Below are 17473 nucleotides of genomic sequence, written 5' to 3' on the forward strand. Positions count from 1 at the left end.
ACTAATGGAGGATTCATGGAAGAAGCACGCGTGCGCGGATTCATGCTGGGCACCTTCGAGGACGGCGGGGAGCAATTTCCCGGTGTGGTCTTCGGGGACACTGTCGTTGACCTGCGCACAGTGGTGCCGGGAATCGCGCGGATCGGGGATCTGTTCGCCGGCTGGGACGCGCACCTGGATACGCTCGAGTCCGTCGACCCGGCAGCGGCCGGCGCGCGCCCGCTCGAGGGGCTGAAAGTGCTGCCTCCAGTGCAGCCGGTGGGCACCATCATCGCCGCGGGGGCGAACTACCGTGAGCACGTCCTGCAGATGAGCGTGGCCCACAAGCTCGGCAAAGAAGGCGCCGATGCGACGCAACTGGCCGCCGACGCCGCCGCTGAAATCGATGAGCGCGGCCGCTCGGGCGACCCCTACGTCTGGACCGGGATCCCCTCGGCGGTCTGCGGCGCCTACGACGACGTGCAGTTGCCGGATGTCGGCGGCAACGTCGACTGGGAACTGGAACTCGGCGTGGTCATCGGCCGCAGGGCGCACCGAGTCTCGGCCGACGACGCCTTCGACTACGTGGCCGGATACACGATTGTCAACGATGTCACCGCGCGCACGCTCGTCCCGCGCAACGACATCGCGATGATGGGCACCGACTGGTTCCGGGCGAAGAACCAGCCGACGTTCTTCCCCACCGGCCCCTACGTGGTGCCAAGGCGGTTCATCCCGGATCCGGCGAAGCTCCGGATCCGTTTGAGCCTCAACGGTACGCTGATGCAGGATGCTCTGGCAGATGACCTACTTTTCGACATCCCGAGCCTGATCGCCTACGCGTCCTCGATGGCCGTACTGCTGCCCGGGGATGTCCTCATCACCGGCTCGCCGGCGGGGAACGGTTCGCATTGGGGCCGTTTCCTGAGGGACGGCGACGTGATGGAGGCGGAAATCTCTGGTCTCGGTACCCAGCGTTCAACGGTCCGCGGGCCCAGCGGGCAGTTGCCTCCCTGGTATGTTGACCGCCCGGTCGCCGTCGCCGCGGCCGGCGGGGCCTCCTCATGAGCCTGCGCCAAAGCCACTTCGTGCCGCCGGTTTCCTATCTGCTGGCGGACGAGCTGGGATTCCTGCGCTCAGTGGATGTGGTGCCAAGCCGAACCACCTCGAGCGCGGAGCAGTTGCGTGCCCTGCTCGCCGCGGAACAGGACATGGTGGTCACAGCAATTGACAACCTGTTCGAATGGACCCGGGCTGGGGCCGACCTGCGCCTGGTGGCGCAAGTCGAGGCGACCACGCCGCTGGGCATCCATGCAGGCGGTGACGTGGAATCCATCGCGGACCTGGCCGGTTGCCGGTTCGCGGTGGACGCGCCCGACAACGGTTTCGCGCTGATCGCCAAACGCCTGTTGCGGGACGCCGGCGTCGAGGTCGACTACGTGCTGGTGGGTGGCGTGCGTGAACGCCTGGAGGCGCTGGTCGAGGGGCGCGTGGACGCGACCCTGCTCGGGCCCCCCTTCGACAAGCATGCTGAGCGGGCCGGGTTCCGGGCCCTTGCAGATGTCAACGCCCTGCTGCCCGGACTGCCGGGCCAGGGCTTGGTGGCCCGCGCCGATCTTCTTGGTTCCGCGGAGCTGGAAGACTACCTGCGAGCACTGGTGCGGGGGGTGGAGGCCGGAGCGTCGATGGCCGAGGCGCAGGGCATCGAGTTCCTTGAACGGCGCGGTTACCAAGCGGCGGCCGCGACGGCCTGGGGCACACGCGCCTGCACGCTCACCGTTGATCACCACGGCCTGGAGCTACTGACGGAGATTCGTCGAAGCCTGGGCATGCTTCCGCCCGACATCGGCCTGGAGGAACTCTGCGACGCGGGACCTCTCCTGAGGGCCACTAGGTCCGCCACTATCGGTAGCTGAGCTTCACCCCCATGTAGTTGCCTATTGCAACTCCACTAACGCAATGCGATACTGTACGTATCGTATTATGCATTCAAAGGAGCACCATGAAACTGGGACGTATAGCAGTGCCCACGCCCGACGGCGAACAGATTCGACTCGTCGCAGCCCAGCCAGACCAGGGCCGGGTCATTGATCTCGCCCGCGCTTATGCCCTGACGCTTCAGCGCAAGGCGGCCGATCCTGACCGGGCTCGGGCGCTCGCCCTGGCCATTCTCCCCGGGAGCCTGGCTGCAGGAATCGGCGGAGGTGCGATCTTCATGGATGCGGCCCACGAGGCGCTTGCTGCTGCTGATGATGCTTCGTACGGCATCGACGAGGTCTCATGGCGCGCGGCTGTCGACTCCCCGGTCATACGCGACGGGCTGACGTTCGAGAAGCACATCCAGAACTTCCACCGCATTGTTGCCAAGGCCCAGCCGGCACGCTCGATCTACGATCGTCCGGGCTATTTCAAGGGCACCACTGCCATGTCCTACGGACACAACCAGGAGCTGCCCTATCCCGACTTCACCGAGGCCCTGGACTGGGAACTTGAGGTCGGGTACGTGGTAGGCAAGTCCGGCAGCGACCTGACCCCGGACACGGCGCTGGACCACCTCTTTGGCATCACCATCTTCAACGACTTCAGCGCACGCGATATCCAGGGCGCCGAAATGGCCATCGGCATGGGCCCGCAAAAGTGCAAGGACTTCGGCTACGGCATCGGCCCCTGGGTCACCACGATGGATGAAATCACGTCGATCGAGGGGTTGCGCGGCCAAGTCCGTGTCAACGGGGAAGTCCTCTCCGACACCAAGGTCGAGGACTTCGTCTACACCCCCGCAGAACTGCTGGCCTACGTCTCCATCTCCGACCGCCTGCAGCCCGGGGACATCATCGGTTCCGGCACAATGGGCTTCGGCGCCGGCGTCGAAATCGGGAAGTTTTTGAACCCCGGCGACGTCATCGAGCTGGAATTGGAAGGCGTGGGCACTTTGCGCACGCCGATTTCGACCGAACGCCACAAGGCCCCCTGGTGGCCCGAGCCCCGCACCTACCCGCACGAAGAATGGGTGGCGTGATGACCCGGCCCCCAGTTCGCCGCATCGTCACCGGACACGACGACCAGGGACGCGCCATCATCCTCTCGGACGGGGCCGCACCCAACCACTGGTCCTCGGACATGATCCCTGGATTCGGTGCCACCGTGCCCTGGCTGACCCAAGCCGGGATAATCGACCACGTTAGTGACTCGGATCCGGCAAGCGCCGATGCGGAAATCCCCAGCTTCCCGGCCCCGGGCCAGACGATCATGCGCATCGCCGACTTTCCGCCGGACTCCGCGTATCCGGACGAGGCGGGTTCGCTGATCTTCAGCGAGCTCGACGGACACGACGAAGCCGAAGCGGGAGCCGAGCACAGCGGCTCCAGGCACTTCTGGTTCCACCGCACCGACTCCCTGGACTACGCCGTCGTCCTTGAAGGTGAAATCACCCTGCTGGTCGATGAAGGTGAGGCGACCATGCGCGCCGGCGACGTGGCAGTGCAACGTGCCACCAGCCACGCGTGGTCCAACCGCACGGAGACAACGGCCCGCGTCCTTTTCGTGCTGATCGGGACCGAGCCCCTCACAGCGGCCCAGATTGCCGAGCGGCGCAAGGAAGCCTCGCAGACGCTGGAGAGGGCATGATCACCGACGCCCAGGCTGCAGACGGGGAGGTGATCTGGGAACCTGACCCCGAACACAGCGCCGAGACCGGCGTCGCCCGTTTCGCCGCCTTCCTGGGCGGCCAGGGCATCGAGATCGGTGCTGGCTATGAGGAGCTGTGGCATTGGTCGGTTGATGAGCCCGAACAGTTCTGGGAACTCTTTGCCCGGTTTGCGGGAGTCGAGTTCGGCGGGGCGGCAGGGCCGGTCTGCACCACTGACCCCATGCCGCACACGCGGTGGTTTCCGGGACGCACCCTTAATTTCGCCCGGCACCTGCTGCAGGGCCACGAGGGGACCGCACTTATCGGCATCGCCGAGGACGGGACACGCGAGGAGGTCACCTGGGATGCGCTGAGGCGCGAGGTGGCCTCCCTCGCCGCGCACCTTCGTGCCCGCGGTGTGAGCCACGGGGACCGGGTCGTCGGAATCCTTCCGAATGTCGCTGAGGCCGTCGTCGGGCTGCTCGCCGCTGCCTCGATCGGCGCGATCTGGTCTGTCTGCGCCCCGGAGTTCGGCCCCGGCGCGATCGTTTCAAGGTTCGCCCAGCTCGGTCCAAAGGTCGTCATCGCCGCGCCCGGCTACCGGCTCGGCGGGAAGGACCGGGACCGACAGGCGGAGCTGGGGGAGATCTTCGCCCAACTCCCCACCCTCGAGCACATCATCTGGGTGGGGCGGCACACGTCCGTCCCGAGTATCCCAACCCGGGTTCCCGCCGTGGACTGGGCACAGGCCGTGGCCGAACCGGCGGAGCTCGCCTTCGAAGACGTCGAGTTCAGCCACCCCCTGTGGGTCCTGTTCTCCTCCGGGACAACAGGCATTCCCAAGGGCATCGTGCATGGCCACGGCGGGGCGCTGCTTGAGGAAATGAAAATGCTCCTCATCCACTCCGACCTGCGGCCCGGGGACCGCTACCTCAATGTGGCCTCGACGAGCTGGGTGCTGTGGAACGCACTCGTCTCCGCACTGGGCGTGGGGGCGACGGCGGTGCTCGTCGACGGAAACCCCACCTTCCCGTCGATCGACCGGGTGTGGCAAATTGCCGCGGCCGAGCAGGTTGCGGTCCTCGGTGTGGGTGCGGGATTTGTCCATTCGTGCTCGAAGGCCTCCCTGGTGCCGATGCGCGACCACGACCTGGGTGCCCTGAAATCCCTTCAGGTCACCGGATCGCCGCTCTCGGCCGACGGCTACCGCTGGGTCTACGGCAATGTGGGTGACATCTGGTTGAGTTCGATGAGCGGTGGAACCGACATCGCCTCTATCTTCGTAGGAGGATCCCCGACACTGCCGGTCCGTGTCGGCTACATCCAGGCTCCGGCCCTCGGAGTGCGCGTGGAGTCGTGGGATGAAGCCGGCAATCCCACGACGGGCAAGGGTGAACTGGTGGTAACCAAGTCAATGCCCTCGATGCCGCTGAGCTTCTGGGGGGATGACGGCAGCCGTTACCACGAGAGCTACTTCGGCATGTATCCGGGGGTGTGGCGGCACGGGGACTACATCGAGTTCACGCACTGGGGCATCCTCATCCACGGCCGTTCCGACTCGACCCTCAACCGCAACGGGCTCCGGCTCGGTTCGGCAGATATCTACGCGGTGGTTGAATCGCTGCCGGAAGTCGCCGAGGCACTGGTTGTCGGCGCGGAGCTGGGCACTGACTACTACATGCCGCTGTTCGTCCACCTGGCCGGAGGCACCAAGCCGGGCGTGGCCCAAGAGGCGATCACCAGATCCATCCGTGAGAACCTGTCGGTCCGATACCTGCCAGACGAGATTGTCTTCATGCCTGGAATTCCGCATACCCGCACCGGAAAGAAGCTGGAGGTTCCGGTCAAGCGGCTTCTGCAAGGGGCGCGCCTGGAAACGGTCGCGGATCTAGGGTCGGTGGATGATCCCGTGCTGTTGGAAGAATATGCCCGGTTTGCCCTTGAACGGCAGACGGTATCACCATAAGCGGCACCGCTACCGGCCCGAAGCATCCAACGATGCTGCGGGCCGGAGCTGCTTCGGCGGGGTCCAGCCCATCGATATGGGTGGTGAAGGCGCGTCTCTCTGGATTCCACCCGAAGGCAGGGTGCCGTGTGGAAGCGGGATCCGGCCCGTCCCGACCCCACCGCTGCAGACTCTGGCTGGCGCTGCCATTTCCGGCGCCGGACAGTCACTATTCGGGTTCGATGGCGTCCAGGACGTCGACTGCATATTGTGTGACGGCCAATGCCCGGGCAGTCAGCATCGTTTCTTTTGGCCAGACCGCAACAACAGAGGTCTGGCCGGCGCGGGGACGAAGGTGCCTGGTCACTAGCCCCTTGCCCTCGCTGGAAACCGGGATCTGGTTGGGCCGGGACATCAAGAGACTGTAGCCGAGCCCCCGCCCGACCATCGCCCGGACAAGATCGATTTGCGGGACAATTGCACCCAGGTTTGGTTTGAGCCCACGCTGAGCGAACATCAGCTGTGTATATTCCGTGCTTGGGGCCGTATTGAGCATGATGAGTGGCTTGGTCGACAGATCCGCGAGGTCCACGTCGTCTTCTACAGCAAGTGGATCGTTGGCGCCCAGAACGGCCATCACTTCGGTCTTGTAGATGACCCTGCGCTCAATGTCCGCCGGCAATCCAATGTCATAGACGATGGCGGTGTCCAGGGTCCCATCTTCAAGCGCCGGCAGCAGATCGGAGTGGTCCCCTACCGTGATGCTGATTTCGACTTTGGGGTGCAGGCTTGCCATGCCTTCAAGCACGGCGGGCAGGACGTTGCTTGCAAGGCCGGTATAACAGCCCAACGACACCGGCCCCTTCAGCTCGCCGCGTAACTCACCCAATCCGTCTGCCAGTGCACTGGCCTCGCGAAGCAGTTCTTTGGCCCGCTTCGCGAAGTGGCGCCCTGTCGGCGTCAGGTGCATGCCCCGGGCCTTCCTCCGGATGCACAATTGTTCCCCCAACGCTGCCTCAAGCTCGCTGATGGCGTGCGAGAGCGCGGATTCGGAGATGTGGAGCTGTAGCGCCGCGGATCCCAGGGTGGTGTGTTCCGGCAGCGCGGCGAAGAGTTCGAGCTGACGAAAGGTGAATTTAGGCACGAAATCTCTTCTCCTAAAGAATCGAAATACTTTCACTAATATTCACAGTTTACTAGAAGAAGGTTGGCTGTGACACTGATTACACAACGACGTGCCAGTAGGAGTAGGACCACAATGACGACACAAGCCCCACAGTGCCCCTTCCACGGGAACTCGGAGACCCGAAGCGTTGACGCGGAATCGGTGCGCGGCAGCAGCGATCAAGCTCGCACCACCGCTTCGCACGACGCCGCCGACTACCCCGTGGCTGACTGGGTTGACGTGGCTGAACTTGCATCGGATCCCTACCCGACCTATGCCAGGCTGAGGGCGGAGTCTCCGATCGCCTGGGTTCCGCAGCTCAACAAATTCCTCGTCACTAACTACGCCGGCTGCCACACGGTGGAACAGGATCAGGAAATCTTCAGCGCCAACGTCTCCGGCTCAACGATGACCCGGGCCGTTGGAGCCCGGCCGATGCTGCGCAAGGACGATCCAGAGCATTCGGCAGACCGGGCACCCGTAAATCCTGTACTTCGTCCCAAGTCCATCAAGGAAGTCTGGGGACCGGTTTTTGAACGCAACGCCGAAACCTACCTTGAGAAGTTCGCCGAGATCGGTCCCCGGGAAGCAGACCTGAACCGGGACTACGCCGCGCCCGTGGCCTCGCAGAACCTCATTGACCTGCTGGGGCTGAAGGACGTTTCGGTCGATCAGGTACGCCGCTGGTCCCACGACTTCATTGCTGGCATGGGAAACGTTCTGGACGATCAGTCGATCTGGGACCGATGTGACTCCTCGACCGAGGAGGCCGACCGCTTGCTCGAGGAGTTGATCCCCTACTACCGGCAGAACCCGGACGCCTCGATGGTGTCCGCATTCGCAAACAGCGGGCTGCCAACCTCCAACGTCACCGCCAACATCAAGCTGACTATCTCCGGCGGAATCAACGAGCCCCAGCACATGGTCACCAACATGGTCTGGGCCCTCAGCAACCACCACGAACAGCGCGCGCAGGTCCTAGCCGATCCCGCATTGTGGGCTTCGGTGTTTGACGAGGCTGTTAGATGGCAATCGCCGATCGGGATGTACCCGCGCGAAACGACCCGGGAAACCGTCCTCGAAGGGGTCCGGATCCCCGCTGGCGCCGGTATAGGCGTGGTCGTTGCATCCGCCAACCACGACGCCGCCCACTTCGGAGGATCCGCTGCAGACTTCGACATCCACCGGCCCAAGCGCCCCCACCTCGCTTTCGGCAGCGGCGTCCACCTCTGCGCCGGGCACTGGGCCGCAAAGACTTCTATCGGCCAGGTAGCGGTACCGCTGGCATACAAGCGCTTCCCAGGGCTGCGCGTAGATGAACGGCGGAATGAAAGTTGGGATGGCTGGGTCTTCCGCGGACTGACCAGCCTGCCCGTCACCTGGAACTAGAAGCACCACCAAATACCAAGGAGCAACGATGCCCACCGTCACCTACACTCAGCCAAACGGCACCCAGCAAACCCTCCAGGTCCAGGAGGGCACAACACTGATGCGCGCCGCCGTCACCAACGGCATTGACGGCATCATCGGCGAATGCGGCGGGCAGGCCATGTGCGCCACATGCCACGTCTACGTGCGGCCGGAATATGCACAGGCGCTGCCCGAAATCAGCGACGATGAAGACGAAATGCTCGACTGTGCCACAGCCGAGCGGTTGGACACCTCCCGTCTGGCATGCCAGATCAAAATCGACGCAGAACTCACAGAGATTGTCGTCGACATCCCTGCCGGCCAACTCTAGAAGCGGGGAAAATGACATGAGCGTTGTCATCATTGGCGGCGGACAGGCCGGCCTGCAGGTCGCCGATACGTTGAGGACCGAGGGGTATGAGGGCAAGATCCATGTGATCGCTGAGGAATCCGGGCTGCCCTATCAGCGTCCGCCGCTGTCAAAGGACTACCTGGCCCCGGGCAAGGAACCGGCTCCCTTGCCGTTGCGCGGCGCATCCTTTTTTGAGGACAAGAGCGTCACACTCCATGAAGGTGTCCAGGCACTCGCCATTGACCTGGCCGAACGGAAGGTGAAGCTCACCGAGGGTTCACTCGACTACGACCACCTCGTCTTCGCGACCGGCGCCCGAAACAGGATGCTGAACTGTCCGGGCGCGTCCCTGTCCGGCATCCATGGACTGAAAACCCTGACAGATGCAGAGGCGCTGCACCGGGAGCTGCCCACCGCCCGCAATGTCGTCATCATCGGTGCCGGATTCATTGGACTGGAATTTGCCGCCGCCGCCCTGGCCCACGGATGCAAGGTGACCGTCCTGGAATTCGCGCCTCGCCCGATGGGACGTGCACTGACCCCCGTCATGGGGGAGTGGTTTGCAGCCGCTCACCGCTCACAAGGTGTGTACCTGCGTCTCGGCGAAGGCATCGACCGCTTTGAGCCTGGCACGGATGGCTGCGTCGGAGCCGCAGTGTCAACAACAGGGGCGTCATATCCTGCTGATCTGGTCCTCGTGGGCATCGGCGTGCAGCCCAACGACACCCTGGCCTCGGACGCCGGCCTTGAAACCAGCAACGGCATCGTTGTCGATGAAACGCTGCGCACGGCGGACCCTGCCGTTCTGGCGATCGGCGACTGCGCCAGTTTCCCCAGCGCGCACGCCCAGGTCCGTCTGCGTCTGGAGTCGGTCCAGAATGCCACCGATCAGGCCCGGCATGCCGCCCGTACCATTCTCGGGGCTGTACACCCCTACACGGAGCTGCCCTGGTTCTGGTCCACACAGGGCCCCTACCGGCTGCAGATTGCAGGGCTCGCACGCCCCGACGACGACATGCTGGTCGTGGGTGACCAGGCGGCAGCAAAGTTCTCCGTCCTCTGCTTCAGGGACGGCGTCCTCACGGCTGTGGAATCGGTCAACGTCACCGCGGACCATATGGCTGCCCGCAAACTACTCGTCGCCGGCGCGGGCATCACCCGCGCCCAGGCAGAAACCGAGGGGTTCACCCTGAAGGCAGCTGCCAGCACCCCGTTAGTGCCAGTAGTGGCCTGACACGGATTACCAGTCTCCGCCCAACAAATCGGCAGCACAGTTTGATGCCCCAGGGTTTCCTCTCTGGGTACAGCTCTTACACCAACTGGAGAACCATGAGCATGTACACACACAGTTCGAAGGCGAACCAACGTCGCGTCGCCTTTGCAACCGTCATCGGCACCACCGTTGAATGGTACGACTTCTTCATCTACGCCACGGCCGCCGGCCTGGTGTTCGCCCAGCTGTTCTTCGAAACCTGCCGGCGCCTCCATCGGTCTGCTGTTATCCTTTGCCTCTGTCGGCATCAGCTTCCTCTTCCGGCCTCTCGGCGCTTTCCTGGCCGGCCACTACGGCGACAAGATCGGCCGCCGGGCCATGCTCGTGCTGACCCTGATCCTGATGGGGGCGGCAACCATGCTGATCGGTTTCCTGCCCACATACGCGACCGCTGGCGTTATCGCCCCGATCATGCTCCTGCTGCTAAGGATCCTGCAAGGCATCTCCGCGGGCGGCGAATGGGGCGGAGCCGTCCTGATGGCCGTTGAGCACGCCCCCAAAGACCGCCGCGGACGGGCCGGGGCGTTCCCCCAGCTGGGCGTCCCGCTGGGGCTGCTGTTGGCCACCGGCGTCACAGCGCTCATGACCGGCTTGATTTCCCCCGGAGCAGCCTTCCTCGAATGGGGATGGCGCGTGCCCTTCCTGCTGAGCATCGTTCTCATTGCCGTCGGTTACTTCGTACGCCGCGCGGTAGACGAATCCCCCGTCTTCCAAGAAATCGCCGCAGCCAAAAAACAGCCCAAGACACCAATCGTGGAGCTATTCCGGCGCCACGGACTGCTCGTGATCATCGCTGCCCTGATCTTCGCGGGCAACAACGCTGCCGGGTATATGGCAACCGGCGGCTTCATCCCAAGCTACGCGTCCAGCCCCGCTGTGGGTCACGAACGCACTGATGTGCTCGTCGCCGTCGCCTACGGCGCTGCCGTCTGGCTCGTCTTCACCTACCTCGCCGGCTACCTCTCAGACAGGATCGGCCGCAAGAACACCTACTTCATAGGCTTTGGCGCGCAGCTGCTGGCCTGTTTCCCGCTTTTCTGGATGATCAACACCGGGTCCCTGCCGATGCTCTACCTGGCAATGACCATATTCACCGTTGGTCTGGGACTGGCGTACGGCCCGCAGGCTGCCCTGTACTCGGAAATGTTCCCTGCCTCGGTGCGTTTCTCCGGCGTCTCCATCTCCTACGCTTTGGGAGCGATCCTGGGCGGCGCCTTTGCCCCAACCATCGCCGCAGCCCTGGTGCAGGCCACAGGCGGAACCGAGGCCGTTTCCCTGTACCTGGTCGGGATGACCCTCATCTCCCTCCTGGCCGTCTCACTGGTGCGGGACCGCTCAGGTATCGACCTTTCCATCCGGAATCAGGCCGAACAGGAAGTTGGAGCCCTCGTCTTTGACCGGCGCACCGCGGACGTTCCAAATGAGCTCATCCGCACCAACTGATCACGCCGTCATTTGGGGCCGGGGTAGCTGACAGGGCCCTGGCCCCAAGCGCGGCGGATGACGGCGTCGAGCCGGCAAGAATGAAGCACAAGACTTGAAGACCACAATGGCTTGCTGCACGGCGGACGGAAGAAGGGCAGCTAATCATGGCACACCGGGTTAGGACAGCTGTAGCCAGGGAAAAGAATGCGCCGATGTCGGTGGAGACTATCCTGGTGCCGGATCCCGGGTTGGAGAGGCCCTGGTGGACATTCTCACCTGCGGCGTCTGCCAAATGGACCCGCACTACAAGCAGGGCGGAATCACTGACGATTTGCCCATCCTGTTGGGCAACGAGGCCAGCGGTGTGGTCAGCGCCGTCGGACCGGACGCCAACGAGGTGGCCCCCGGCGACCGCGTGATTCTGAACTGGCGGACGGTGTGCCGTGAATGCCGGGCGTGCGCCAAGGCCAGCCGCAGTCTTGCTTAGACACCCACAACGCTGCGGACAGATGACCCTCGAGCACGGCACGGAGCTCTCGCCCGCCCTCGGCATCGGCGCCTTCGCCGAGAAGAAGAAGGTCGTCGCTGCCGGGCCGTGCACCGAGGTTGAAGAGGACAGTGATTCGGCAGCCGTCGGGCTGCTCGGATGCGGAGTGATGGCAGGCATCGGCGCCGCCATCAACACCGGTGAGGTCAAGCGCCGCGAATCCGTCGCCGTCATCGGCTGCGGCGGTGTGGGTATCGCCGCGATCGCTGGCGCCATGCTGTCCGGCGCCACCACGATCGTCGCCGTTGACATTGACCCGAACAAGGTGGAGATGGCCAAGTCCTTTGGCACCACCGACGGCGTCCAGCCGGGAAGATCCCATTGAGGCCATCCGGCACTGCGGGGCAGCGGCGCGGACCTGGTGATTGACGCCGTCGGCCGTTCCAAAAACGCAAAAGCAGGCCTTCTAACGGCGCCTGCGGACCCTTGGGTGCCCCACTTCTACAAGGGGCGGCCAGTGAGTGTCGGTCATGCGGCTACGTAACCGTTTGCCTATTATGAGATGTTCGGAAAGGAGGGACGAACACCCATGACCCATGTCGACTCCCAAACTGTCCAATGCCGCCGCGTTGGGTGTCTGGTAGCAGTCGTCACCGACGGTTCGGAGAACATTACGCCAGAGCGGAGCACCATCACGGACAGCGTGAACCTGTCGTGGCCCGCAGCGTCACGACAGACTTCTGGACCAGGGAAGATTATGGGCAGAAAGAGGGCGTGCACAATGTGCACACCCTGGGCTTCGGATCGGGTCGTATATCGGCCGGACTGGGCCGGATTGCGGAGATATTCGGGGGAGTGGCGGAAATTCAAGGGGTGGAACCCGGTTCGAGTCCCACCTCGGGCACAGTGTTTTCCCTGTTCAGCGGCTTTTTTGGTGCTTTTTTCGTGTGGACAGTGTCCACACTTTCGCCTCTGATCTGATGTTCCGGGTGTGTGGGGTCCCGGATAGACCTATTCGGTAGTGTGGGGGAGCGGCGGACTACTGCGGTCCGGGTGCCGCCCTGTGGGGTCCCTGAGGGGTGTTCATCCTCGTTCGTCCTTCCGTTGGTCTTTCGCGTTCACTACTTCATGGTGACTTGGGCCGCGTACAACATGATTTGCTGATTAATTCTCGCTATCGTCGGCGGCATCCTCAACGTCGCGGTCAAGGGGATCGAGAGCAACAGGGACGACATCATTGCTGTCTTCAGCGCCTACTACGGGCCCAGCAAGCTCGTTCCTGACGCCGTTAGCCACCTATCCCAGCCCGGAGCTGACGTCTGGCTGAAGGCCATGTCCGACTAGGAACCACAAAGAGACCGCTCCCGCCTTGGGGCAGGCGGGCACGGAACTGTCTGTGTCCGCACACATCGCTGCACCACCGAGGGCCACCCTGTCCTCAAACCGCCGTCGGTGCCTCGATCATCTTCGGTGGATCAAGGCTAAGCTCCCGCGCGGATCCAGCCCTGGAAATCGAAGGGCGGACCGTCCATGGTTTGCTGGTTGACGTAGAGAAAGCCGTCCGTCCCAATGCCCAGCATCGCCAACACGTTGTTGGTCTGAAGCACGCCTGCAGGCACACCCATCAGGGAGCAGGGCAGCTCGGTCCAGAGTCCGGCAAAGGTGCCGTCATCTTCCTGCAGGTCGAAGTACTCCGTGCTCGGATCTGCGCGGGTGGCCAGAACCAGGCGGCCGTCCGGTGCCGGCCTCGTCAGCACCGTGGTCTGCCCCTGCCCCGCCGGACCGCCCAGGTCCGACACGACGGGATCCCAGCCGCCATTCACGGCGGCCTGCAGCGACGCCAGCACGTGGCCGTCCTGTGGATTTCTGTAGAACACCCGCAGCAGGTAGTCACGCCCCTTTGCTGCCTGCGGGGCCCCGGCGGCGGCCCTCGAGGGAAACGCCGGGTCATGCTCCAGCGGCCCGTTCGCGACGGGCTGGAACCAGCGCTCCACGCCGTCGCCGCTGCTGGCAAATAACTCGATGCGGCCGTCGGCGGTCACAACGGCCGCGGCGGGCTCGTTGATCAGGTCCGTCCCGCCGTCGACGTCCTGCCAGTCAGAAAAGTCGAGGTTGGGCCCATTTTGGGCAATGGTACTCATTCCGCCACTGGGATTGCGCGCGAAAACCTGCATCCTGCCGTCCCGGTTGCTGGCGACGGTGGGGGTGCCTGTGGCCGCCGATCCGGTGCCGTCGGGGTTGCCCAAGTTGACCCAGTCGGAGAATGCGAGGTCGGGTCCGGTCTGGAACGCCGTGGTGATGTCTCCGGTGTCGATCCGGAATGCAAACACCTCAAGCCGGCCGTCGGCATTTTGCCCCACTGCCAGATGCGGAGCGACGGGACCACCCCCAAGTTCTTTGGGGCCTTCCCACAGACAACTGACCGGCTCCTGGTGCCACGCCATGACCTGACCGTCCAGGACGGCGAACGCGCGGGGCGTGCCCAGCCCGTCGCGGGCCGCCCACACGCTTCCGGAGGGCCACCGGTAGTACCTCGACGAGGTCCAGCCGAGGTCATGGGCTTGCGGGTCCGATGCCGCGTATGCTGCGAAGATGGAGGCCTTCTCTGCGGATCGCTGCCCGGTCAGGTTGGGCTGCGAACCGGCGATACTGTAGCAGCGGTAGTTGACCAGCGCTGCGTGCTGGCAACTGTCCGGGCCGTGGTAGTCGGCCACCGCCTCGGCCACGAACTGTGCCGTTGCTATGTGGTCCTGGTGATCGTCGGCGGCCCGCGGGTCCGGGCACGGATCCTGAGCCCGGATGATGGTGGGCTGGAAAATCTCCATGAGGGACGTCAGAGTACTGATGAGTTCCGCCCGAGTATACGTCAGGCTGTTGGCCACCGGTCCCCCCGTGGGCACGATCGTTGGTTGTGAAGCGAACTCCCCGCGGAACAACTTCCCCAAGGCGTCCAGATGATTGGCGTCTCCTCCGTCGGGAAGGCACAGGAAGACCAGCTGGACCAGGCCGGGCGCATTGGTGAGCGTGTCGATCTCAATCGGACGGCCATCGACGTCCATGCTGGACCGGTCCCAGTGATCAGCGACTCCGGCCATGAGGGCATAGGCGGCTCGTTCTCCGTTCTGGCGGTCTGCCGCGTATTCCTCCCTCGTGCGGTTCCCCATCCCATTGAACTCGCCAGCGGTAACGAACGCGGTGCAGTGCGGCAGCCCGGAGACGATCCAGTCGCTGATATCCGGGTTCTGGAACAGCAGGTCGTCGTCCTCATGGGCAACGAAGCTCAGCGAGCTCGCCAGGAGTGTGGGCACAGGGCCGCGGAGCGCCCGACGTCCTGCAGCGGTAGCGGTCCGGACCGGGCGTATGTGCCTGCGGGCTGCGCGGAACGCAAGCCGGTTGTACCGGGCGGCAACATCCCTGGCGGCATCGCGACACCGCCTCACGTCACGCAGGGGTTCCCGGGCGTCCGCCCCGTCCAGGACACGCGAGCCATCCTCGCGTCCGGAAACTGCCTCGACCCCGATGCGCGACATCATGTACTCCCCATGTCCAAAACCCTTCGCCATTAAGAGCGTGGCCGCATGTTGAAAGACACAAGCCTCTAGGCCAGCCGGGCCCGGATCTACAAAGAATCCAGAATCGCGGTATCAGGTTTCGCCATCTCCAGTATTCCTCTACAGCAGCATTATGGCACTGCAACTGTTCACCTGGGTCTGTCAAGTTTTCGGTGTAACTGGATTTGGTTTTATTTCCTACCGGCGGACAGGCGTCCGTCGAAGGTGATTTCGAAGGCGTTCAGGGCGGCCTTCCAGCGGTTGGACCAGCGTTGTCGGCCTGTCCCTGTTGGGTCAAGACTCATGACCGCCAGATAGACGCATTTGAGCGCGGCCTGCTCGGTGGGGAAATGTCCGCGGGCGTTCACGGCTCTCCGGATGCGCGCATTGATGCTCTCGATCGCGTTCGTGGTGCAGATGATGGTGCGGATCTCGCGGTCGAACTGCAGGAAGGGCACGAATTCGGCCCAGGCGTTAGTCCACAGCCGGATGATCGCCGGGTAGCGTTTCTCCCACTTCTCGCTGAACTCGACGAACCGGTCCAGCGCGTCGGATTCCGACGCCGCGGTGTAGACGGGCTTGAGGTCCTTGGCGATCGCGGACCAGTCCTTCTTCGACGCGTAGCGGAACGAGTTGCGCAAAAGGGGAACAATGCAGGTTTGGGTGATCGTCCGGGGCCAGACGGTGGCGATGGCCTCGGTCAGGCCCTTGAGCCCGTCACAGACGACGATCAGGCAGTCCTGGGTGCCGCGGTTCTTGATCTCGGACAGGACCCGCAGCCAGTACTTCGCCCCCTCCCCGTCGCCGTGCTCCCCGGCCCACAGCCCGAGGATGTCACGGGTGCCGTCGCAGGTCACCGCCAGCGCCACGTAGATCGGCCGGTTCGCGACCTGCCCGTCGCGGATCTTCACGTTTACCGCGTCGATGAAGATGACCGGGTCCAGCGGCCGGTTCTGCCAGGCCGTCATACCCTCCAGGACCTTCTCGGTGATGGTGGAGATGGTCTGCTGGGACACCTCCGCGCCGTAGATTTCGGCCAGGTGGGCGCAGATTTCCCCGTGGGTGAGCCCCTTGGCGGACAGCGAGATGACCAGGTCATCGAGACCGGAAAGCCGGCGCTGCCGCTTCCTGACCAGCTGCGGGGTGAACGAGCCGTCGCGGTCCCGCGGTACGGCGATCTGCACCGGTCCGGCCTCGGTCAGCAGCTCCTTGGACCGGGTGCCGTTGCGCGAGTTCCCGCCGTCCCGGCCGGCCGGATCATGCCGGGCGTAGCCCAGATGGTCCTCCATCTCGCCTTCCAGCGCGGATTCCACAACGATCTTCGTCAGCCGCGCGAGCAGCCCGCCCTCACCGGTCAGCCGCAGGCCCTCCGCACGCGCCCGCTCACTCAGCTGCCGCACCGGCTGGGTCGTCCACCGCGTCCGCCGGAACCGGTTCAACAACGCTTTCCGCCGTCGCCTCATTAATCACATCAGTCACGGGAACCTCCTAATTCTCTGGAGTTACACCGTTTAAATTACAGTCCCTTCCCGGCGCGCAGATTCTCGAAGTCGGCCCTTGGGGACTCCGGCAGCAAAAATGGTCCGACCTCGATCTGGTTTCCAACTGGCGATCATTCCTGGACTCACCTGAAAGATACCTGCGACACCTTTAAGGCAAGCCCGTTCAGGGATCGATATTGAGAGCTTGCCTCCTGCGCATTGCCTCCGCGTGTAGCATCGGGGCGTGAGCAGCCAAAAGGAATCCCCAACCCTGCAGTCCAAGAGGAACGGAATCATTCGGTCAGTCTTGTGGGTAGCCTTCTTTGCCGTGCTCGCATGGCTGGTGGTGGCTAGCTGGGGGCTATCTTTCTGGCCTCGGTGGCGCTATTCACGGTCTATACGGTGGGAATCGCGATTCCCCTAGGCCTGACGCTGGGCCTGTTGATTCCCTGGGGCTTTGCCGCAAGGAATGAACGCGACAGGCGGCAGAGTTCGCACCGGGACGCTCCAGATACGAACGCCTAACTGTATTAACCACGGACGTTGGTGACAGGCGGCGTGGTTAGGTGGACAAAAAGAAGACCTCCGGGTGGAGTGGGGCTTGTCTAGAGTCCAGTTCCACAAACGGAGGTCTTCATGTCCCACCCTAATGCTTTTCTCGCGCCCAAGGGCCGACTGCAGTTGGCCAGATGCGTCGTCGAGGACGGGTGGCCGCTGCGTCGGGCCGCGGAGCGGTTCCAGGTGTCCGTACCGACAGCGGCACGCTGGGCCGGCCGT

11 protein-coding genes and 3 pseudogenes are annotated in these 17473 nt (G+C 63.9%); 11 read left to right on the forward strand and 3 right to left on the reverse strand.

Features of this window, described 5'->3' with window-relative positions:
- Window positions 1-15 precede the first annotated feature (15 nt).
- From J2X01_RS17980 to J2X01_RS18000, 5 genes are all read left to right on the forward strand, one after another.
- Window positions 16-1047, forward strand: coding sequence for a fumarylacetoacetate hydrolase family protein (locus J2X01_RS17980; protein ID WP_229994195.1), 1032 nt, complete (start codon window positions 16-18; stop codon window positions 1045-1047).
- Window positions 1044-1895, forward strand: coding sequence for an ABC transporter substrate-binding protein (locus J2X01_RS17985; RefSeq protein ID WP_310060594.1), 852 nt, complete (start codon window positions 1044-1046; stop codon window positions 1893-1895). The genes J2X01_RS17980 and J2X01_RS17985 overlap by 4 nt, the downstream gene beginning before the upstream one ends.
- A gap of 86 nt (window positions 1896-1981) precedes the next feature.
- Window positions 1982-2998, forward strand: a complete 1017-nt coding sequence (locus tag J2X01_RS17990) for a fumarylacetoacetate hydrolase family protein (protein ID WP_229994193.1) — start codon at window positions 1982-1984, stop codon at window positions 2996-2998.
- Window positions 2998-3606, forward strand: a complete 609-nt coding sequence (locus tag J2X01_RS17995; RefSeq protein ID WP_310060599.1) for a cupin domain-containing protein — start codon at window positions 2998-3000, stop codon at window positions 3604-3606. The genes J2X01_RS17990 and J2X01_RS17995 overlap by 1 nt, the downstream gene beginning before the upstream one ends.
- Complete coding sequence (locus tag J2X01_RS18000) at window positions 3603-5573, forward strand: acetoacetate--CoA ligase (protein ID WP_310060602.1); 1971 nt, start codon at window positions 3603-3605, stop codon at window positions 5571-5573. Before J2X01_RS17995 ends, J2X01_RS18000 begins: the two co-directional genes overlap by 4 nt.
- A gap of 208 nt (window positions 5574-5781) precedes the next feature.
- Here the strand turns inward: J2X01_RS18000 and J2X01_RS18005 are convergent, their stop codons facing one another.
- Window positions 5782-6696, reverse strand: a complete 915-nt coding sequence (locus J2X01_RS18005; protein WP_310060605.1) for a LysR substrate-binding domain-containing protein — start codon at window positions 6694-6696, stop codon at window positions 5782-5784.
- A gap of 114 nt (window positions 6697-6810) precedes the next feature.
- Between J2X01_RS18005 and J2X01_RS18010 the strand changes: the two genes are divergently transcribed.
- The 5 genes and pseudogenes from J2X01_RS18010 to J2X01_RS18030 all read left to right on the forward strand — a co-directional run.
- Complete coding sequence (locus J2X01_RS18010; RefSeq protein WP_310060609.1) at window positions 6811-8106, forward strand: cytochrome P450; 1296 nt, start codon at window positions 6811-6813, stop codon at window positions 8104-8106.
- Between the two features lie 28 nt (window positions 8107-8134).
- The gene (locus J2X01_RS18015) at window positions 8135-8458 is read left to right on the forward strand and encodes a 2Fe-2S iron-sulfur cluster-binding protein (protein WP_229994182.1); all 324 of its coding nucleotides are present in this window, start codon (window positions 8135-8137) and stop codon (window positions 8456-8458) included.
- A 16-nt stretch (window positions 8459-8474) separates the two neighbouring features.
- Window positions 8475-9713: an NAD(P)/FAD-dependent oxidoreductase gene (locus tag J2X01_RS18020; protein WP_310060613.1), complete on the forward strand. Its 1239-nt coding sequence runs from the start codon at window positions 8475-8477 to the stop codon at window positions 9711-9713.
- A gap of 95 nt (window positions 9714-9808) precedes the next feature.
- Window positions 9809-11195 (forward strand): annotated as a pseudogene (locus tag J2X01_RS18025) (MFS transporter).
- A 146-nt stretch (window positions 11196-11341) separates the two neighbouring features.
- Window positions 11342-12131 (forward strand): annotated as a pseudogene (locus tag J2X01_RS18030) (alcohol dehydrogenase catalytic domain-containing protein); the annotation flags it as partial.
- A gap of 1014 nt (window positions 12132-13145) precedes the next feature.
- On the opposite strand, the gene J2X01_RS18035 reads toward J2X01_RS18030, so the two are convergent.
- Together J2X01_RS18035 and J2X01_RS18040 are read right to left on the reverse strand one after the other, a co-directional pair.
- Window positions 13146-14972 carry a DUF8189 domain-containing protein gene (locus J2X01_RS18035; RefSeq protein WP_310060617.1) on the reverse strand — a complete coding sequence of 609 codons (1827 nt, stop codon included), beginning with the start codon at window positions 14970-14972 and terminating at the stop codon, window positions 13146-13148.
- Between the two features lie 434 nt (window positions 14973-15406).
- On the reverse strand, window positions 15407-16615 hold the full coding sequence (locus J2X01_RS18040) for an IS256 family transposase (protein ID WP_310060620.1): 1209 nt from the start codon (window positions 16613-16615) through the stop codon (window positions 15407-15409).
- A gap of 717 nt (window positions 16616-17332) precedes the next feature.
- Here J2X01_RS18040 and J2X01_RS18050 point away from each other — a divergent pair.
- Window positions 17333-17473 (forward strand): annotated as a pseudogene (locus J2X01_RS18050) (leucine zipper domain-containing protein); the annotation flags it as partial.

It is taken from the genome of Arthrobacter ginsengisoli, assembly GCF_031456935.1.
Lineage (GTDB): Bacteria > Actinomycetota > Actinomycetes > Actinomycetales > Micrococcaceae > Arthrobacter > Arthrobacter ginsengisoli.